This window comes from Clostridium oceanicum (assembly GCF_039521385.1).
Classification (GTDB): domain Bacteria; phylum Bacillota; class Clostridia; order Clostridiales; family Clostridiaceae; genus Clostridium_F; species Clostridium_F oceanicum.
This window is the reverse complement of sequence record NZ_BAAACG010000010.1, coordinates 15,964-37,271: the sequence shown is the minus strand read 5'-3', so window position 1 is coordinate 37,271 and position 21,308 is coordinate 15,964. Positions and strand designations below refer to the sequence as shown.

Annotated in this window: 16 protein-coding genes and 2 riboswitches; of the genes, 9 read left to right on the top strand and 7 right to left on the bottom strand. The window is 25.8% G+C overall.

Annotated elements, in window-relative coordinates:
* Positions 1 to 81: 81 nt before the first annotated feature.
* Positions 82 to 2,070 (top strand): FtsX-like permease family protein, encoded by a 1,989-nt coding sequence (locus ABDZ71_RS10770; RefSeq protein ID WP_343761569.1) that lies wholly within the window; start codon positions 82 to 84, stop codon positions 2,068 to 2,070.
* A 57-nt stretch (positions 2,071 to 2,127) separates the two neighbouring features.
* Positions 2,128 to 2,886, top strand: coding sequence for an ABC transporter ATP-binding protein (locus ABDZ71_RS10765; RefSeq protein ID WP_343761567.1), 759 nt, complete (start codon positions 2,128 to 2,130; stop codon positions 2,884 to 2,886).
* 179 nt (positions 2,887 to 3,065) lie between these two features.
* On the opposite strand, the gene ABDZ71_RS10760 is transcribed toward ABDZ71_RS10765, so the two are convergent.
* The 3 genes from ABDZ71_RS10760 to ABDZ71_RS10750 are packed head-to-tail and all read right to left on the bottom strand — an operon-like array spanning position 3,066 to position 6,536.
* Positions 3,066 to 3,956, bottom strand: a complete 891-nt coding sequence (locus ABDZ71_RS10760; protein WP_343761565.1) for a homoserine O-succinyltransferase — start codon at positions 3,954 to 3,956, stop codon at positions 3,066 to 3,068.
* A 22-nt stretch (positions 3,957 to 3,978) separates the two neighbouring features.
* Positions 3,979 to 5,211: a homoserine dehydrogenase gene (locus ABDZ71_RS10755; protein ID WP_343761563.1), complete on the bottom strand. Its 1,233-nt coding sequence runs from the start codon at positions 5,209 to 5,211 to the stop codon at positions 3,979 to 3,981.
* Between the two features lie 41 nt (positions 5,212 to 5,252).
* A complete protein-coding gene (locus ABDZ71_RS10750; RefSeq protein ID WP_343761561.1) occupies positions 5,253 to 6,536 on the bottom strand; it encodes an O-acetylhomoserine aminocarboxypropyltransferase/cysteine synthase family protein in 1,284 nt (427 codons plus the stop codon).
* Positions 6,537 to 6,673: 137 nt separating this feature from the next.
* A riboswitch (SAM riboswitch) is annotated at positions 6,674 to 6,783 on the bottom strand.
* A gap of 737 nt (positions 6,784 to 7,520) precedes the next feature.
* Positions 7,521 to 7,622: riboswitch (SAM riboswitch) on the top strand.
* Between the two features lie 197 nt (positions 7,623 to 7,819).
* Between ABDZ71_RS10750 and metF the strand changes: the two genes are divergently transcribed.
* Genes metF through ABDZ71_RS10735 form a run of 3 tightly spaced genes read left to right on the top strand, consistent with a single transcriptional unit; the run spans position 7,820 to position 11,815 of the window.
* Positions 7,820 to 8,707, top strand: coding sequence for a methylenetetrahydrofolate reductase [NAD(P)H] (metF, locus tag ABDZ71_RS10745; RefSeq protein ID WP_343761559.1), 888 nt, complete (start codon positions 7,820 to 7,822; stop codon positions 8,705 to 8,707).
* A 20-nt stretch (positions 8,708 to 8,727) separates the two neighbouring features.
* Positions 8,728 to 9,408: a methionine synthase gene (locus ABDZ71_RS10740; RefSeq protein ID WP_343761557.1), complete on the top strand. Its 681-nt coding sequence runs from the start codon at positions 8,728 to 8,730 to the stop codon at positions 9,406 to 9,408.
* Positions 9,398 to 11,815 carry a homocysteine S-methyltransferase family protein gene (locus tag ABDZ71_RS10735; protein WP_343761556.1) on the top strand — a complete coding sequence of 806 codons (2,418 nt, stop codon included), beginning with the start codon at positions 9,398 to 9,400 and terminating at the stop codon, positions 11,813 to 11,815. Before ABDZ71_RS10740 ends, ABDZ71_RS10735 begins: the two co-directional genes overlap by 11 nt.
* A gap of 124 nt (positions 11,816 to 11,939) precedes the next feature.
* On the opposite strand, the gene ABDZ71_RS10730 is transcribed toward ABDZ71_RS10735, so the two are convergent.
* The 3 genes from ABDZ71_RS10730 to ABDZ71_RS10720 form a co-directional block, all read right to left on the bottom strand.
* Entirely contained in the window at positions 11,940 to 13,592 is a 1,653-nt protein-coding gene (locus tag ABDZ71_RS10730) for a BCCT family transporter (RefSeq protein ID WP_343761554.1), read from the bottom strand.
* A gap of 621 nt (positions 13,593 to 14,213) precedes the next feature.
* Positions 14,214 to 14,651 carry a hypothetical protein gene (locus ABDZ71_RS10725; RefSeq protein WP_343761552.1) on the bottom strand — a complete coding sequence of 146 codons (438 nt, stop codon included), beginning with the start codon at positions 14,649 to 14,651 and terminating at the stop codon, positions 14,214 to 14,216.
* A 337-nt stretch (positions 14,652 to 14,988) separates the two neighbouring features.
* On the bottom strand, positions 14,989 to 16,356 hold the full coding sequence (locus ABDZ71_RS10720) for a YjiH family protein (protein WP_343761550.1): 1,368 nt from the start codon (positions 16,354 to 16,356) through the stop codon (positions 14,989 to 14,991).
* 640 nt (positions 16,357 to 16,996) lie between these two features.
* Between ABDZ71_RS10720 and ABDZ71_RS10715 the strand changes: the two genes are divergently transcribed.
* Both ABDZ71_RS10715 and arcA read left to right on the top strand, forming a co-directional pair.
* Complete coding sequence (locus tag ABDZ71_RS10715) at positions 16,997 to 17,824, top strand: type I phosphomannose isomerase catalytic subunit (RefSeq protein ID WP_343761549.1); 828 nt, start codon at positions 16,997 to 16,999, stop codon at positions 17,822 to 17,824.
* Between the two features lie 434 nt (positions 17,825 to 18,258).
* The gene (gene arcA / locus ABDZ71_RS10710; RefSeq protein WP_343761547.1) at positions 18,259 to 19,470 is read left to right on the top strand and encodes an arginine deiminase; all 1,212 of its coding nucleotides are present in this window, start codon (positions 18,259 to 18,261) and stop codon (positions 19,468 to 19,470) included.
* A gap of 126 nt (positions 19,471 to 19,596) precedes the next feature.
* Here the strand turns inward: arcA and ABDZ71_RS10705 are convergent, their stop codons facing one another.
* Entirely contained in the window at positions 19,597 to 20,463 is an 867-nt protein-coding gene (locus ABDZ71_RS10705) for an SDR family oxidoreductase (RefSeq protein ID WP_343761546.1), read from the bottom strand.
* A 292-nt stretch (positions 20,464 to 20,755) separates the two neighbouring features.
* On the opposite strand from ABDZ71_RS10705, the gene ABDZ71_RS10700 reads away from it, so the two are divergent.
* On the top strand, positions 20,756 to 20,953 hold the full coding sequence (locus tag ABDZ71_RS10700) for an alpha/beta-type small acid-soluble spore protein (RefSeq protein WP_343761544.1): 198 nt from the start codon (positions 20,756 to 20,758) through the stop codon (positions 20,951 to 20,953).
* Positions 20,954 to 21,095: 142 nt separating this feature from the next.
* Positions 21,096 to 21,293: an alpha/beta-type small acid-soluble spore protein gene (locus ABDZ71_RS10695; RefSeq protein WP_343761542.1), complete on the top strand. Its 198-nt coding sequence runs from the start codon at positions 21,096 to 21,098 to the stop codon at positions 21,291 to 21,293.
* Positions 21,294 to 21,308 lie beyond the last annotated feature (15 nt).

Below are 21,308 nucleotides of genomic sequence, written 5' to 3'. Positions count from 1 at the left end.
ATAAGTTTTATAATAAAGTTAACAGGTAGCAGCTACCATATATTTAAAATATTAGTCAATAAAAAGTGGTGGTGATATAATTTGACTTTTAAAGATGTAGTTAGAAAAAATTTAAAGTATAGTGCATCAAATTATATAATGTATTTTTTCAGTAGTGTTTTTTGTATTACAGCTTTATTTATGCATAGTACAGTACTTTTTAATCCTGAAATTTCAAATCAACTTAAAGGAACTACAATTTATTCAATACTTCAAGGATCTTTTGGTGTATTGGTATTGTTTTGCTTTTTATTTATAAGTTTTATTAATGGATCTTTTATGAAAGAGAGAACTAAAGAATTTGGATTATTTTTAACTTTAGGTATGATGAAAAAAAATATATGTAAAATTATTGTGATAGAAAATTCAATTATAGCATTCTTATCAATTTTAGCAGGTATAGTTTCTGGAATGGTTTTTTCAAGATTGTTTCTTATGGTTGTTGTAAAAATATTATCAATAAATATAAAGTATTATGTAAGTCCTAAATGCTTTCTTTTATCAATAATATTTTTCTTAATAACTTTTATAATAATTTGTATTCAATCTTTATTATATACAAGCAAATTAGAAATTTCTGAGCTTTTAAAAGAGAATAGAAGAGGCGAAAAAAAATCAGTTAACAAACCTTTTTATGCATTTTTAGGAATTAGTCTCATTATTGGTTCTTTTATATTAATGTATTTAACTATAATAAAAGTTATATTTAAAAACCATGTTGGTATGGTTGCACTTTTTATGGTAATTACTTTAGTAGGGTTATATATGTGGATAGGTCATTTTGGAAGTGCAGTACTATTTATTCTAAAAAGAAAGAAAAATATATATTTTAAAAACATGATAACTTTAGCAGAAATACAATATAGATTTAGAGGATTTAAAAACATAATTTATATTCTTACTTTGTCTGCCGCTGCTTGTATTTATTTTATAGGACTAACTTTTGGTAGTAAGATTTTATTCCCAAAGAATATAAACTTTCAATTTCCCTATGATGTAATGTATATAGAAACTGATAATGTAAATAAATTAAATTCTAAAAAAATTAATAAAATAATAAATGAAAGTAGTACACCTCTTATAGATAAAAAGGATATAAATTATATTCTTACGGATATGGAATTCGTTAATTCTAAAGATAGATTTTGGGGTCATGGAATAACTGTTATTTCTGATTTAAAAGCAAGTAGATTAGCTAATAAATATATAGATGTAAAAAAAGGCAGTGCCCTACAATGTATTAGTAAACAGAGTAGTGAATACTATACAGATAAGAAAAATATAAGACTTAAAAATAAAGAAAGTAATAAGGTATATACATTTAATTATGCTGGAGTTAATATTACAGGGCAGTTAATTAATATTAATCCATACACACAAGATAATTTAATTGTACTAGATGAAGTTGATTTTAAAAATGTTTCAAAGGAAAGTAACATTAAAACAAAAGGAATTATTCATCTTTTTAAATTTCAAGAAACAGAAAAAACGGAGAAATTTTATTTAGACCTTTTTCATAACTTAAAAAAAGCAAATGAAATTTGGAGTGAAAGTAACCTATGGAGTACTAGCCACAATAAATTTAAAACTAAATCTAAAGGAATTGAAAGATTAAAACCTATTTCTAAATTAAATGAATATAAAAGTAAGAAGAATGAAACAGGATTTTACTTATTTTCAATGCTTTATATAGGGATGATTTTTTTTATATCTAGTGGTGTTGTATTGTATTTTAAAATTTTTTCCGGTGTAAACTATGGAAAACAAAGATATAATAAACTTTTTAAGATTGGTATAACTGACGAAGAAATGAAAAGAATAATTTCTAAAGAATTATTTATAATATTTTTTATTCCTGTTTTAATGGGAGGAATCTTTGGTATTATTTATATTGCAATACATTGTGTTGAAATTTATTTTTATACAAAGCTCATAATTAATGTTTTTATAGTCTGGTTTATATATTTAATAATCCAATTAATTTTTTATAATATTACTTTAAAAAAGTATTTTCAAAAGATAACAAAATAAATTAATTAAATATAATAATTTGAATTTAAAATATGTTATTTTGTTTGGGAGGTAATTATGATAGTTTTAGAAACAAAGCAATTAACTAAAATTTATAGAGGAAAAGATGAAAGTAATAGTACCTATGCTTTAAATGGAATAGATATAAAAGTTAATGCTGGTGAATTCCTAGGTATTATGGGGCCTTCCGGAAGTGGTAAAACCACACTTTTAAATATCTTAGGAGGTATAGATAAACCTTCATCAGGATCTATTAAAATTATGGAGAAAAACATTGAAGGTTTAGGAAAAAATGAATTAGCTATATTTAGAAGAAAAAATTTAGGCTTTATTTTTCAAGACTTTAATCTTATGGATAGTTTAACATTAGAAGAAAACGTAATGCTTCCTATGGTACTTGATAAAAAGGAAAGATATCATATGGAAAGAAATACAAAGAAAATAATGAAGTTTTTCGATATTTATAATATTAAAGATAAATATCCTTATAATATATCTGGTGGTCAGCAACAGAGAGTAGCAACAAGTAGGGCTCTTGTAAATAATCCTTCAATTATATTAGCAGATGAACCTACTGGAAATTTAGATTCAAAATCATCAAATAATGTAATGAAATACCTTTATAAATTGAATAAAGACATAAAAAGCACTATTTTAATGGTAACTCATGATCCTTTTACAGCTAGTTTTTGTAATAGGATAATATTTATTAAGGATGGTAATATTTATATGGAAATTACTAAAAAGGGTAATAGAAAAGATTTCTTTAATAAAATTCTTGATTGTCAAGCTATAATGGGGTGTAGCAAAAGCTGATGATGTAAATGACTTTAACAGTGTACTAAAATCATTAGTATATTGTGCTTAAGTATATATTAAATTCTTATATTATAGAAAATATCAGTGTACCTTATTTATTATTAATAAGTATAGTACACTGATATTTTCTATAATTAGTATAAAAAACGTATGCTTTTGTAAGGAAGACTTATAAATTATAAACTGTTTACTATATTTAGCCAATTGGAGAAAAGCATATTTCCGTGAGATCTCCATTTAACTATAGGTTTATTATTAGGATCATCATTTAAAAAATAGTTTTTAGGAATATCTATTTCAATATTTTTATTTAAATCTCTTTTGTATTCATCATAAAGAGTGAATTTATCATACTCAGAGTGACCAGTAACAAATATACTTTTTAAATCTTTACTTTGTACCATGTAAACTCCAGCATCTTTAGATTCGGCGATTATTTGTAGCTTATCACATTTTAATACATCTTCGCCTTTTGTATATGTGTACCTTGAATGAGGAGCATAAAATTCATCATCAAACATTTTAGTTAACTTGCTAGGAGTAATTAGTTTGTGAGAAAATACTCCAAATAATTTTTTGTCTAATTTATATTTAGGTATACCATAATGATAGTATAATCCTGCTTGTGCACCCCAACATATATATAATGTAGATTTAACTTTTTCTTTGCAGTAATCGAATATTTCTTTTAACTCATTAAAATAATCTACCTCTTCAAATTCCAAAAGTTCTATAGGGGCACCGGTTATAATAGCGCCGTCAAAGTTTTCCTCTTTAATTTCATCTATTGTTTTATAAAAAGTGCTAAGATAGGTTTCATCTGTGTTTTTGCTTTTATGAGTTTTAGTTTTTAATAAAGTAATATTTATATCCAGTAGACTGCTACCAAGTCGTCTTATCAGTTGAGTTTCAGATTTAGATTTTTGAGGCATTAAATTAAGTATAAGTATGTTTAATGCACTATGACATTTAGATTTATAAATATTAGAATTTTTACTGCATACATCTATATCTTCAGCTTTTAAAATTTCATAAGCTGGCAGATTTTCATCAATAAATATACTCATCATTTAATCCTTTCTAAAAAAATTATAGTATCATAAGAGTTTTTACGTTATTAATATCAGTAAAAATTCTTAAATTTTCTTCTAAATCTTTTTCATATACTGAATAAATAGTAGCAAAAACTTCATCTTTAGGAAGTAAGTCATCTGTGTCTATATATACTTTATTAAATTTTTCACTTAATTTACTAATTATTTTATGCCTATCTTTGTTATCTACTTTAATTCTTACAATCCAATCTTTTTTATCCGTAAAACTTTTTTGAAGATTTGCAGGTTCTTTATTAAATAATAACTGATCTTCTTTTTTATTTATTAAAACATTCATTATATCAGCATAAACTGCACTAGCTGTGGGAAGTTTTCCTGCGCCTTTACCGTAAAAAGCAAGTTCTCCTACGCTGTCGCCTTCTATAACTATAGAGTTAAATTCATTTTCAACTTTTCCAAGTATTGAATCTTTAGACACAATAACTGGTCTTACGGAAGCATGTATTTTATCATTTATTATATTACTAATTCCAATAAATTTAACTGTGCCACCTAATCTGTTAGATTTTAAAATATCAAATTCATCTAGTTTATCTATTCCTTCAACTTTAAAAGTTTCCCAATCTAAATTTCTATTATAAGCTATATTAGACAGTATATTAAGTTTTCTAGCACTATCGTATCCTTTAATATCAGAAGTAGGATCTGCTTCTGCAAAGCCAAGCTCTTGAGCCAATTTTAAAGCTTTATCAAAACTAAGATTTTCTTTAGACATTTTTGTTAAAATAAAGTTAGTAGTACCATTTAAGATAGCTTTTATGCTTGTTACATTATTTCCTATTAAGCAGTTTTTAAGCGGTCTAAGTATTGGTATTCCACCACCTACACTAGCTTCAAAGTAAAGTTTAACATTATTTTCTTTAGCAAGACTTAAAAGTTCTAAACCATGCTTTGCAATTAAATCTTTATTTGCAGTAACTACATGTTTTTTCTGCTTTAAAGACATTTTTATATATTCATAAGCTGGATTTAAACCACCCATACATTCAACAACAATATCTACATCCTCTTTTAAAATATCTTCTGGTTTGTCTGTTATAATTCTATAATTATTGCTGTTTCTATGTTTATCTTTATTTTTAACTAATATCTTAGAAATTTTTATCCCTTTATTTAATTTGTTTTTTATACTATTTATATTTTTTTCTATTAGTTCAGCTACTCCAGAGCCAACTACACCATTTCCTAATATAGCTATTGAAATCATTTATGAAGTCCTCCTTATTATTATGCAAAATTTAATTATGCTTATTTTATATTATTTAAAGCTTGATCAAAGTCTTTTATTATATCATCTGCATTTTCTATACCAACAGAAACTCTTACTAAATCTTTTGGTACTCCAGAAGATATTAATTGTTCTTCTGATAACTGTCTATGAGTTGTGCTAGCAGGGTGAATTACACTAGTTCTAGCATCTCCTATATGAACAACTAAAGCTGCTAGGGAAAGATTTTTAGTAAATACTTTAGCTGCATCGTCATTTCCTTTAATTCCAAAAGTTAATATACCGCTAGCACCATATTTTAGATACTTTTTAGCATTATCATAATTTTTATTGTTTTCTAGTAGGGGATAATTAACCCAACTAACTTTTGGATGATCTTTTAAAAATTTGGCTAGCTTTAAAGCATTGTCGCTATGTCTTTCCATTCTAAGATGTAATGTTTCTAGTCCTAAATTAAACAAGAATGCATTGAAAGGACTTAAACATGCTCCAAAATCTCTAAGTAATGTAACTCTTAGTTTAACTATATATGCAGCATTTTTAAAAGATTCTGAAAAATTTGTACCATGGTATGTAGGATCTGGCTCTGAAAGAGATTTAAATTTACCATTATTCCAATCAAAGTTACCACCATCTACTATAGCTCCACCTACACTTGTTGCATGACCGTCAATATATTTAGTAGCAGAATAAACTACTATATTAGCACCATGCTTTAATGGCTTGCAAAGTTTAGAGGTCATTAAAGTATTATCAACTATAAAAGGTACTCCAATTTCTTTAGCAACACTTGAAAATTTATCAAAATCTAAAATATTTAAGCTAGGATTAGCCATTGTTTCCCCATATATAAGTTTAGTTTTATCAGTACATTTATTTAAAATTTCTTCTCTTGAAGCATCAGGAGAAACTAAAGTTACATCAATTCCTAATTTGTTTAAAGTAGAAGAGAGTAGAGTAAATGTTCCTCCATAAAGATTTGAAGATGCTACAATGTGATCTCCTTTTGTACAAATATTTAAAACTGCTAAAGTAATAGCTGATTGTCCTGATGCAGTAGCTACCGCGCCAACTCCACCTTCAAGTTCTGTTAGCTTTTGTTCAAACCCTGCAACAGTTGGGTTTCCTATTCTAGAATAAAAGAATCCTTCTTCTTTTAAATCAAATAAATTAGCAACTTGATCTGGATCTTCATATTTATAAGTTGTACTTTGTACTATAGGAAGAATTCTAGCTTCTCCAGACTTTGGTGTATATCCTCCTTGTATACATATAGTTTCATCTTTCCAATTTTCATTAAACATAGTATTGCCCCCTTAATTATTTATTTAAATGGAAACAAGTGGTTTATTGAATCAACCTGTTTCAACTTGTTATTAAAAAAAATAAAAGCCATTTCTTAGAGAAATGACTTTAAATTACAGTTATAGAAACTACAATTTTCTCATCTCTCAGTAAATTTAACTGCAGGATTTAGCACATTTCTGATTTTTAAAAATCAGCTGTTGCCGGGTTTCTCAGGGCCTGTCCCTCAACCACTCTTGATAAGAAATATTTTATATTAACTTTTTAAAATTCAATTTTTCGTTTTCTTAAATTTGATTTAACCTTTGCTTGAAACTTATTATATTTAAAATCATTTTTTATGTCAAGGGGTTAATTTATGATTTGTATAGATTTACTTAGAGTGAAAAAGTATACATTGGCTATATTACTAGAAGGAAAAAATATTTATATTTTTTTTATTATTTTAAAAAGTGCCCTTTCTCCACCGTTGGGATCATATGGTATTAAAAACCACTTAGCTTTTTTAATACAAAAACTATATTTAATAGATAATAAAGTTTATACAATAGAGAAATGTATAAATTTTATTATCTATTAGAGAGGCTAAAGGTGTACTTATCTTTTTAGTTTAGAAAGATAAAGGTTTAAATATAATAAAAACTTAAATACTAATATTATTCTAAAATCTTATGATATATATTAGGTGGTGTTGTAAGTGAAAAATTTAAATGCACTTTAATGTAAAAAAAATAGTACATAAAGATATACGGGTAGTTATTATAAATAAAAAATTACTTAGTAATATAATAAAGTTAATTTAAAATCATAATCCTAATAATATATCTATATTAAGATAAACTGTGTTGTTTTTTAAATATAGAAGATTCTTTTAAATAAACTTCTTAAAAACAAGTGTATAAGTTTTCATAAAAAAATTATAAAAAATAGCTTTACATTTTCTTTTTTTTGTAATATAATCGTACTTAATAAAAAATGAATGAAGCTTATCATGAGAGGCGGAGGGACTGGCCCTACGAAGCCCGGCAACCGTATATTTATATACAAGGTGCTAAATCCTGCAGCATTATGCTGATAGATAAGGATAATATCTTACGTTATTAAAACCTAAGGGATTACTCCTTTAGGTTTTTTATTTATTTTAAAATAAAAAGTCAACTAAATAAAAAATAAATTTAATAATCAAAATATTTAGTTTAAATCTATACTTAATAAAAGAACAGTGTAAAGCATCAATAATAAAAATTATAAAATAGACATAATACGAAAAGGGGTTATTTAAATGAAAATCAAAAATTTATTTTCCGAAAAAAATGTAGTTTTCTCTTTGGAGGTATTTCCACCTAAAAGTACTACTCCAATTGAAAATATATATAAAACACTAGATGAACTTAAAGATCTAAAGCCAGATTATATAAGTGTAACTTATGGAGCCGGTGGTACTAGTTCTGGTAATAAAACTTGTGAACTTTCATCACTTATAAAAAACAAATATAACATAGAAGCTTTAGCTCATTTAACTTGCATAAATTCTACAAAAGAAACTATAGAAAATACATTAAAAAATCTTAAAGACAATAACATAGAAAATGTATTAGCTTTAAGAGGAGACATACCTTTAGATCAAAAACCAATAGGGGATTATAACTATGGATTTGAACTTGTAGATTATATAAAAAAGCATCATGATTTTTCTATAGCAGCAGCTTGTTATCCAGAAGGACATACAGAAAGCATTTCTTTAGATAAGGATATTGAAAGATTAAAACAAAAGGTTGATTGTGGTACAGACTATTTGATAAGTCAATTGTTTTTCGATAATAACTTATTCTATGAGTTTAATGATAAAATTAATAAAAAGAATATAAATGTACCAATTCAAGCTGGAATAATGCCTGTAATAAACAAAAAACAAATTGAAAGAATAGTTTCTTTATGTGGTGCGTCACTTCCTCCAAAATTTATAAAAATAATGAATAGATATGAACATGATAAAAATGCTTTAAGAGATGCTGGAATAGCTTATGCAGTAGAACAAATAGTAGACTTAGTATCTAGTGGAGTAAAGGGAATTCATCTATATACAATGAATAATCCTTATGTAGCTAGAAAAATAAATGAAAGTATAAAATCTATAATAGGTTCTGTAAATAATGATTTAGCTATTTAGATTTTAAATTGGTGAATCTTATGAATGATATATTTAAAATAGATAAAAAAGAAGTTTTAAGATATTTAGGGTATAAAAGTTCTATAGTTGATAAAAATACAGATACTTTAATTGAAGAATGTAGAAGAGAAATTAAAGAATATATAAATTTTAAATACACCTATAAAACTTTTAATATAGAAAAAAAAGACAAAGAAGTATTAATAAAAGATACTAATTTAATCTTTAAAGGAAAAGATATATTAAGACATTTAAGTAATTCAAAAGAATGCACTCTTATGGCAGTAACTTTAGGAATAAGCTTAGATAGAAAAATAGCACTTTATGAAAAAACTAATATGACTAAATCAATAATATTAGACGCTTGTGCAACTACAGCTATTGAAGATGGCTGTGATTTTGTAGAATCTATAGTAAAAAAAGAAGCTGAGCTTAAAAATAATAAAATAACATTTAGATATAGTCCTGGATATGGTGATTTGAGTATAGAAATTCAAAAGGATTTTTTAAAAGTTTTAAATGCTCAAAGAGAAATTGGTCTTACGGCATCATCTCATAATATACTGATACCAAGAAAATCTGTTACCGCTATAATAGGATTTATACCTAAAGAAATAACCCTTAAAAAAAGAAGCTGCGTAAACTGTAATAAATATAAAGATTGCGAATTTAGAAAGACAGGTGAATCATGTGGAAATTAAAAAAATACTAGAAGAAAAGATACTGTTTTTTGATGGAGCTATGGGAACAATGCTTCAAAGAGCGGGACTTAAAAGAGGAGAAATTCCAGAAATTTTAAATATAGAAGATAAAGATAAAATTATAAACATACATAAAAAATATATAGAAGCTGGAGCCAATATAATTACTACTAATACTTTTGGAGCTAATGAACTAAAATTAGAAGATATTAAATATAGTGTAGAAGAAATAATAGACGCAGCTGTAAAAAATGCTAAAAAAGCTTCAGAAAATAGAGATACTTTAGTGGCTTTAGATATAGGCCCTATAGGTGAACTTTTAGAACCTATGGGAACATTAAAATTTGAAAAAGCTTACAATGTATTTAAAAGACAAGTAATTCAAGGTGTTAAAAGTGGAGCAGATGTAATACTTATAGAAACTATGGCAGATTTATATGAAGTTAAAGCAGCAGTTTTAGCAGCTAAAGAAAATTCCAAATTACCTGTATTTTGTACAATGACTTTTGAAAAGGATAGAAGAACTTTTACAGGATGCAGTATTTTGTCAATGATTATGACTTTAGAGGGCTTAGGAGTAGATGCACTAGGAGTAAATTGTTCTCTAGGACCTGTAGAACTTGAACCTATAGTATCAGAAATACTTGAATTTTCTTCTATACCAGTTATGGTTCAACCTAATGCTGGTCTTCCTAAAATGGTTAATGGAGAAACAGTATATGAGATATCTAAAGAAGAATTTTCTTCTATAGAAAAAAGAATGGCAGAAAAGGGAGCAAGAATACTAGGTGGATGTTGTGGTACAGATGACACCTTTATAAAAAAAGTAGTAGAAGAAGTATCAAAAGTAAAACCTATATCTAAAAATAGTTCTAAAATATGTGGAGTATGTACTCCTACTAACCCTGTTATAATAGACGGAGTGAAAGTAATAGGTGAGAGAATAAATCCTACTGGTAAAAAGTTATTTAAAGAAGCTCTTAAAAATAATGATATAGATTATATTGTAAAACAGGCTCTATCACAAATAGATGCAGGAGCGGATATTTTAGATGTTAATGTAGGTTTACCTGAAATAAATGAAGCAGAAATGATGATTAAAGTTGTAAAAGAACTTCAATCTGTAATTGATATACCGCTTCAAATAGATTCTAATGATAAAAATGTTATAGAAAAAGCACTTAGAATTTACAATGGAAAAGCTATAGTAAATTCAGTGAATGGTGAGGAAAAAGTTTTAAATTCTATACTACCTATTGTAAAAAAATATGGTGCTTCAGTTATAGGACTTACACTAGATGAAAAAGGTATTCCTCTTAAAGCAGAAGATAGGTTTAAAGTAGCAAAAAAGATAGTTAATAAATGTTTAGAATACGGTATTTCTAAAGAAGATATAATAATAGATTGTCTTACTTTAACAGTTTCCGCTCAGCAAAAGGAAGTAGTAGAAACTTTAAAAGCTTTAAATATGGTTAAGAATAGATTAAAAGTTAAAACAGTTCTTGGAGTTTCAAATGTTTCCTTTGGACTTCCAAATAGAGAACTTTTAAATAGTACCTTTTTAGCTATGGCTCTTAGAGATGGATTAGATCTTCCTATAGTAAACCCAAATAAATCTGAAATAATGAATACAATATATTCTTTCAAAGTGTTAAATAATGAAGATGTTGGAGGGGAAGATTACATAAAATTATATAGTAATTTAAAACCTAAAAAAGATTCAGCTATAAGAAACGTAAAGGCTATAGATAATAAAGATAGTAATAAAGTATCTAATGAAGAAACTTCAGAGGATTTAATAAAAATAATTATAAAAGGAATAAAAGATAAATCAGCAATTATTACTAAAGAGTTACTTAAAAATAATAGTGAGCTTAAAATAGTCAATGAATACTTGATACCAGCATTAGATATAGTAGGGAAAAAATATGAAAAAGGTGACATATTCCTTCCTCAGCTTATACAATCTGCTGAAACTGTAAAAAAAGCTTTTGAAGTTATAAAAGAAAAATTAATACTAGAAAATAAAGATCAAATAAGCAGAGGAAAAATAATTCTTGCTACTGTAAAAGGAGATATACATGATATAGGTAAAAATATAGTTAAGACAGTTCTTGAAAACTATGGATTTACTATAATAGATTTAGGTAAAGATGTTCCTAAAGAAGAAGTAGTTAAAGCGGCCAAAGAGCATAATGTAAAATTAATAGGGTTAAGCGCACTTATGACTACTACTGTTAAAAGTATGGAAGAAACAATAGAAGCTTTAAATGAAAATAATATAGATTGTAAAGTTTTTGTAGGTGGAGCGGTATTAAATGAAGATTATGCAGAAATGATTAAAGCTGATTACTATGCTAAAGATGCTAAAGAAGCAGTAGAGATTGCTGAAAAAATATTATGTTAAAATAGATTGCTAGTTATACTGTTTTAAAAAATAAATATTGCTAATAAAGAATTTCTAAATATGTTATTTATTATACAAAAAGAGAACTTCTTATTAAAAATAAGAAGTTCTCTTTTTAAAGGATTTAAGCCAAATTTTTTTCTTCAAAATCCTCGCTATCTTTAAATTCATCAAACCGTTTGTATAGTTTTATTTCTTTAACCTTTTGTTGTTTAGCATAGGATTTTTTGACACTGGTTATTAAAACTATACTCATAATACTAAGAAGTATTGCAAAAGGAAGCCCAGTACTTATTACTGCGGTTTGTAATGTAGTTAAAGCTTTTTCTCCACCGATTAAAAGAAGTACTGTTGCAATAAAACCTTCTATGCAAGCCCAAAATACTCTTTGACCTACTGGAGAATCTAATTTACCACCAGTGGTTATGCTATCAACTACTAGAGAACCTGAATCACTAGTAGTAACAAAGAAAAATATTACAAGTAATATCCCTACTATAGAAAGAAGTATTTTTATTGATCCTGCTAAAAATGGCGTATTTAAATTGTTTATCATTTCAAATAGTGCAACTGGAAGTTTATTTTTTACTACTTCAAATAGAGAACCATTAGTAATATTATTGATATAAATTGAAGTACCTCCAAATACAGATAACCATAAGAAAGATAATAAAGAAGGAACAATTAATACTGCTAAAACAAATTCTCTTATAGTTCTACCTTTAGATATTCTAGCGATAAACATCCCTACAAAAGGGGAACAAGATATCCACCATGCAATATAAAATATAGGCCAAGTTCCTTGCCAACTACTACCATCCATTGATATAAAGAATGCTGATTTAACAAAATCATTTATATATAATCCTAGTGAATTTGAAAATGTTCTTATTATATAAGAAGTTGGACCAATTAATAAAACAGCAACCATAAAAACTAGTGCCATTTTCATAGTAATCTCTGATAAAAATTTTACACCTTTATCTATACCTGAAATTACTGATAATGTTGCAATTCCTGTTATTATAGCAATTAATACAATTTGTATAAGTATGCTTGAATTTATATTAAAAAGATAAGTAAGTCCACTATTTATTTGTTGAACTCCAAGGCCCAATGATGTTGCAAGACCAACTAAGCAAGCAATTACTGCTAGAATGTCAATTATATCTCCCCAAATTCCAAAAATTTTATCCTTTAAAATAGGGTAAAATACAGATCTTAATGATAAAGGCAAATTTTTATTATAAGCAAAAAAGGCTAAAGATAATGACATAATTGCATATATAGCCCAAGGATGTAGTCCCCAATCAAAAAATGTAGTCGCTAAAGCGGAGCTAACAGCATTTGGAGATTTAAAAATAGGGGGACGTATCATTGAGTGATAAAGAGGTTCACCTACAGACCAAAACATAAGGCCTATACCCATTCCGCCAGATATAAGCATAGAATACCAAGCGAAATTTGAAAATTCCGGTTTACAATTAACTCCACCGATTCTTACTTTTCCTAATTTTGAAAAAGCTAAAAATAAACATGCTATTATAAATAAATTGCTAGATAAAATAAATACCCAATCAGTTTTAGTTGTAATAATATTTTTTATAGATTCAAAAAGCTTATTTGCTCCATCTAGGTTAAAAAAAGCATATAAAGCAAATATAAATATAATGGCTCCTGAAGCAATTGATACTATTGGGTTTATGTCTAGCCCAAATTTAGTAAAATTTCTACTATGAAGTTTTTTCTCTACTTTGTTTTCTATACTGGTTTTCATTACATCATCCTTTCTTATTAGTAGTCAATTATCAGTATATAAAACTAATTAATTTAGAATATAATTTAAGACATGTTAATACATATAAGTAATAATATTACAATTAAAGCATAAAAAATATCACTACTTATATAAACATACTTATATAAACTTAAAATCATATGTAAAAAGGAATATGATTTTAAAACATTAAAGGCTGATTAATCTAAAAATTTAACATTAGAAATGATTAAATAGAATTTTAAGAATCTTAAGAAACAACCTTGTGTTAAACTAAGTTTTCACTTTAAGATTACAGTGAATAGTATAACATAGACATATTATACTGTCAAAAGAGGCAAATTTAAACTTATATAGCAATTTAAAGAATAAAAGAGTTTTTATCGATTACAAAGCTTTAAAAATCCATTATATAATATTATTTCTGTTTATAAATAAGCTATAAGAATATTTGAATTCTATAAACTAAAGTTATTCTAGAAAATAGGTATCGGAATAATTTATTTAATTAAAGATAAAAAAATGACTAGAGTAAGGTGAAAATGCAAGAATTTATTGAGAAATTTTAAGTTATTTCTTTGATAATAAAAAAATAAGATGACTAGTATACTTATAATCACCTTATTTATAGCTTTTCATTTTAAAAAATATTGATGGAGTAAAAATAGCTATAGAGTCCCAAACCCATCTATTGTTATCTACTTGTTTTTCACCTATATCAATTATATCTGTATGAGATAAAACAAATTTATTTGCTATTTTTAATATACTTTTTTTAAATAAGGGTACTATGCTAACAATTTTACATATAGATTTAGCGATTCTATCTAAATAAACATGTCCTAAAATTTCTATAGTTAATGATTTTAAAGTTATACTTATATCTTTTTTATATTTTTCTTTATAGGTATTTTTTATAAATAGTGCTACATGAAGTGATGCTTTCTTTTCTTTTTTTAGAAAATCATTTAGTTCTTTTGAATTTAATATATGAACTATTCCTTTTCTAAAAAGTATTTTAATATTATATCCATTTATATGAAATACTTCAAAATTCATTGTTTCATCTCCTCTATATAGTTTTCTCTTTTGTATTAGATCCATAAAAATAAATATCAAGTGAAAAATAAAACTGTATTTCATAAAATACAGTTACTCAGGTTCTTGTAACAGTTCTATTTTAAAAATTTTTAAAAAAGCAACTTATAAAAAAACGATTATTTATTTCAATGTGTCTTATACAATTATAACATAGATCCTTATATATAAGGCCTTACAAACACCTTACATATATGTAAGGTATGCTGTTTTTAAAATCCAAAACATAGATTAAAATTATTTTATAAAATAAAAAAGAATCCTTTTTTATAAAAGGATTCTTTGTATTTACAAATATTTAAAATATAATATGTGCAACTAATGATAAAATAGGTAATGTTATTATTGTACGTTCTAAGAATAATATAAATAAGTCTTTTAAATTAACTGGTATTTTAGAACCTAATAATAATCCACCAACTTCTGACATATAAATTAATTGAGTAACTGAAAGACCTGCTATTATAAATCTTGTCATTTCACTCTTAATTGTAGCTGCCATAACTGAAGGTAAGAACATATCAGTAAATCCAACAATAACAGTTTGAGAAGCAGCTGCAGCTTCTGGTACTCCTAATAATTTTAAGAACGGAATAAAAGGCATTCCAATCCATTTAAATATTGGAGTATATGTTACTAAGATAAGAGCTAAAGTTCCCATAGCCATAACTACAGGAGTTACACCTAGTAGCATGTCTAAAACATTTTTAAATCCAGATTTAAAGAATCCAGAAACACTGTTATTTTCACTAGCTTTATCAACAGCTGTTTTAACACCCCATTTAAAAGGAGTAAATCCTTCTGGTATTGTTTCTTTATTTTTCTTTTCTTGTCCCATATAATAATTATCTGGTTTTCTAGAAAGTGGTGGTATACGAGGTAATATTAAAGCTGCAACAACACCTGCTAAACATACAGTTAAATAGTATGGAACAAATAATCTAGTAAGATTAACTTGTGAAATTACTACTAAACTAAATGTTATAGATACAGCTGAGAAAGTAGTTCCAATAACGGATGCTTCTCTTTCACTATAGTAGCCTTGTTCATATTGTTTACTAGTAAGAAGTACTCCTAAGGTACCATCACCTAACCAAGAAGTAATACAATCTATAGAAGAACGTCCTGGTAAAGTAAATATTGGTCTCATAATTCTAGTAAGTAATGCACCAAAGAACTCTAAAAGACCAAAATCTAGCAATAGTGGTAAAAGCAATCCTGCTAAAATAAATACAGAAAATAAAACAGGTAAAAGATCGGTAAATAAAAATCCACCGGTATCTGCTGACCATACCCATTCAGGTCCTATTTTAAAATAAGTTAAAGTTATAAAAATAAAACCTAATGTTCTTATTACATACCATAATGGTGTAATATTAAATAAATTATTCCAATATTTATTTTCTAGAATAGCTTTAGGTTTAAAAACTTTTGTTATTGTGGAACATATGAATGTGATTGCAATGACTACAGTCATTATAGTTGGTAGTACAGTTTCTAGTCCTGTCTGTATAAATTTAGACATTACAGCTACTGGAATAGTAACTTCTCCGTTGTAAGAAATTGGTGTCATGAAACATAGCATACCTATAATTGAAGGAATTATAAATTTATATAACTCCTTACTAGAATATTTTCTAGGTTTCATATCAATTTTTTTTTGCATAATTTGCCCCTTTCTAAGTAATAAAAAATTTTATATTAATATATATATAATATTTTTTACTGTTTAAGTTTTATTATGAAAATATTATTAAGACTTAAGTTTAGTTATACGTTTTCATATGAACACCATTAAAATTAATTTTTTTAGAAATACACATTTAAATAAAAAAATACATTTTTAGTAAGTTATTTAAAGTATATTGTAAAGAAGTTTAATATACAAATGCATTATATTGACAATTGAATATTATATCTTTATAACTTTTATTGGTTCATCTCCTATATAACAATAAAAATAAGGATTTATTATAAAACTAGTATATATTTTGTTAAAATATTATTTATCTTTTATGAATATTTTTAGAGATGCAATTTAATTATACCTTTTTTCATGACAATTTAAAAGTAATATTGCAAAATTAATTCTTTTTGCCTATAATCTTGCGATTTATATATGGTTTTATTTATTCTATGATAGTGTATATTAATTCATAATTTTATAAAAGATACCTTAATAGTTAATTATATTAATTGATATCAATTAGAATAGATTTAATGTATTTATTTATTGGTTAAAAGTATATATTTTTATTTTAATTAGTGTATAATGTATTGTGTAATATTAAAATTGAGGTGGTTATATGACAAAATATATTTATAAACTTTCGCCTTTTTTAAAGGAAACAATTTGGGGTTGGGAAAAATGGGTTGTATCATGTCATCCTAATGGACCATCAATTGTTGATAATGGTGATTTAAAAGGTGAAGCTTTAAAAGATGTAGAAAAATTTAAAGAAGTATTTCCAATACTAGTAAAGATAATAAAAGCAGATTCTGTTTTATCTGTTCAAGTTCATCCAGATGATGAATATGCTAGGATACATGAAAATAGCAAAGGTAAAACAGAATGTTGGTATATACTAGAAGCGGAAAAAGGTGCTACTTTAATTTCAGGAATTAAAAAAGGACTTAATAAAGAAAAATTAAGACAGATTATAAATGATGGTAAATTAGAAGAAGAATTAGAAGAGACAGAAGTTAAACCTGGAGATCTTATATATATACCTTCTGGAACCGTTCATGCTATAAAAGGAGGACTTAAGCTAATAGAAGTTCAACAAAATAGCGATATAACTTACAGGTTATACGATTGGGGCAGAGGAAGAGAAGAACACGTAGAACAATCTTTGAATGTTATAGATTATACTGGTGAAAATAAAGGTGGAAAAATAGAAAACTTCTCATCTTTAGAAACACCTTATTTTAAAGTTAATAAAATAGAAGTAAAAGATACTTATAAAGATTCTTCAAAAGATGGATTTAACTGTTTTGTTGTAATTGATGGAGAAGGAACAATAAGTTGTGATAAAAATAGCCTTAAAATATCAAAAGAAGAAACTGTATATATTCCTCAAGGAATAAATTATGAAATAAAAGGTAATTTAACTCTTCTTAAATCTAATGAATAAAATTTTGAATAGATATTTTCTAAAATATGATATTAAAAGTTATTAAATATGTGTTTTAAAAAGTTGTTTAAATCAAGGGTAATTGTAATGGATTAAGTTAAGATATAGTCCTTATAATTACCCTTGATTTCTGTTAATTGAATTAATATTCACTTAAAAAAATTTTTATTCTATTATGTATTAAAATTCATTGATAACATAATACTATATAAAATAATATCATATAAAAGTTGCTTATTTTATGATATTTATAGGTAAAACCTATAATTTATGAATTAAGGATTTCATAATAATTCAAATAAATACAAATTTAACAATGTATAAACTTTCATTTATAAAAAAGATATAATATTTAAAACATTGACATAATTTTATAAAAATAATACGATGAAATTGGATATTTTTTAAAATTATCCAAAAAGGAGGGCACAGCTTTGACAAATTCAGATAAAAAAATTAATGTTTATTCAGAGATAGGCTCATTGAAAACTGTTATGCTTCATAGGCCAGGTCAAGAAATAGAAAATATTACGCCTAATTATATGGATAGATTATTGTTTGATGATATTCCTTTTTTAAAAGTTGCTCAACAAGAGCACGATAAATTTGCTAGTATTTTAACAAACAACGGTGTTAATGTTTTATACTTAGAAAACTTAGCAGCAGAGTCTATTACAAATAGTAAAATTAAAACACAATTTATTGAAGAAGTAATAAAAGAAAGCGGAGATATAAACGCTAATATAAGTAATAAACTAAAAGATTATTTATATAATATGAATGAAAAAGAATTGATTACTAAAGTGATGGCAGGAGTAAGAATGAATGAAATAGGTCTTGATGAAGGGGACATAGAGTATCCTTTTATAATGTATCCTATGCCTAACTTGTATTTTACTCGTGATCCCTTTGCATGTATGGGAAGTGGAGTTACTTTAAATACTATGAAAACGCAAACAAGAAAAAGAGAAACTATCTTCGGTAAATACATATTTACCCACCATCCTAAATACGGAAACAATAATGTACCTTTATGGTATAACAGAAACGAAGAATATTCTTTAGAAGGTGGAGACGAATTAATTCTATCAAAAGATGTAATTGCTATAGGGCATAGCGAAAGAACTGATAGTAAATCAGTACTAGCTTTGGCTAAAAGATTGTTTGAATCAAATGAAGAATTTAAAGTAGTACTATTATTTGAAATACCAAAAGTAAGAGCATTTATGCATTTAGATACAGTATTTACTATGCTTGATCATGATAAATTTACGGTTCATGGTGAAATAGAAGGTACTTTAAAAGTTAATGCTATAACTTATGATAAATCTAAAAAAGAAATAGTTGTAAAAGAAGAAATTGATACTTTAGAAAAAATATTATCTAAATACTTAAAAAGAGATATAACTCTTATAAGATGTGGTGATGGTGATAAGATAATATCTGCTAGAGAACAATGGAATGATGGTTCAAATACTTTAGCTATTTCTCCAGGAAAAGTTATAACTTATGAAAGAAATTATGTAACAAATGAAATTTTAAATAAACATAATGTAGAAGTATTAACTATGCCTTCTTCAGAGCTATCTAGAGGAAGAGGCGGCCCAAGATGTATGTCTATGCCATTCTATAGAGAAAACCTATAATATAATAAGTAAAAGCCATAATGAATTAATGTCATTATGGCTTTTATTTATATGATTATAATTATTTAATAATAAATTTAACCCATTAAATATAAGGGTATTGTAGTTTCAATTACAGTTGATTTTTTACAGTTTATAATTAAATTCTGAGAGGCATTTTAAGATAGCATCTTTTGTAAGACTAAATTTAATACCTTGATCTTTTAATTTTTGATTAGATATTCTTAAGTCTCTAGGTTTGTCTTTGTATTTTTCAAAATCTTTTTTAATTAAACAGTCTAATCTATTTTCTAAACCTAATCCTTTTAAAACAAGGCAAGCACATTCATATCTATTTAAATTGTTTTCGCTGCCTATGTTATAAATACCATAAGGAATATCAAAGATTTTTTCAAAATTTTCGATTAATTCATATATGTATGTCATTCCTCTATATTCATTTACTGGTTCCTTTATGTCTTTTCCATTTAAAATAGAATTTATCATATTTGAAACTATATTAGCATTAACTTTACAATTTTTTTCAGGAAGTCCAAAGAGCCAAGTGAATCTTAAAATCCAAAGTTCATCTAATATGTTTTTTATTTTATTTTCTGCTTCTAGTTTTTGTTTTCCGTATTCAGTATTAGGTATAGGTTTTATATTTTCTGTATAAGGACCTTCTTCCATATTTCCGTTATACACTTGTTCTGAACTTAAAAAAATCATTTTACAATTTAAATCTTTGCAAGCTTTACCTACGTTTAAAGTTCCATTTACATTTATATCATAGGTAAAAGCAGGGTTTTCTTCACAAAAATTAGTATTAGCAATGCCAGCGGTATGGATGACATAATCCGGGGCGAATTCTTTTATAGCTTTATATGTTTTATCTTCATCTGTTATATCTAAATCTTTGTGGCTTAAAGCAAGTATGTTGTACTTATTTTCATAGAATTTAGTGAATCTTGAAGCGAAAAAACCATTGCCTCCAGTTAATAATATTTTTTTCATAAATATATTCCTCCTAAGTTAAAGATTCATAATTATTATATCATATACTATTAATCTAACTTTGAAATTAATAATAGTAACAATAGAAAAAATGATTTTTAATTTTAAAAAAATAAGATACATAGGAAAATGGGTGAATTAATATGGTTCAATTTTTTAAATTTAAAATCTTAGAAAAAATACCATTAATTTTCTGTAATATAAATCATAAAACTGCACAAAATGATAGTACAGACATAAAAGTAAAGACTTAAAAAACAAAATATAACCATATAAAAGGAGGTTGTTTAAAATGGCATATAATTCAAACAAATTAGTAGTACCAGAAGCAAGACAAGGATTAAACCAATTAAAAATGGAAACAGCTAATGAAGTAGGCATAAGTAACTATGACTCTGTAGATAAAGGAAACTTAACTTCAAGACAAAATGGTTATGTTGGCGGAAACATGGTTAAAAAAATGGTAGAATCTTACGAAAGAAATCTATAATTTTTAAAGAAACAGATGTAGCAAAATATTTCTAAAAAATATTTCAACTTATAGAATAAAAATCTCACTATTGGATAAACTTATAGTACAGAACAAAATACAAACTAAACTAAAGATAATTTATAAAAGGAGGTTGTTTAAAATGGCATATAATTCAAACAAATTAGTAGTACCAGAAGCAAGACAAGGATTAAATCAATTAAAAATGGAAACAGCTAATGAAGTAGGTATAAACAACTATGATTCTATGGATAAAGGAAACTTGACTTCAAGACAAAACGGTTATGTTGGCGGAAACATGGTTAAAAAAATGGTAGAATCTTACGAAAGAAATCTATAATATTAGCCAAAACAT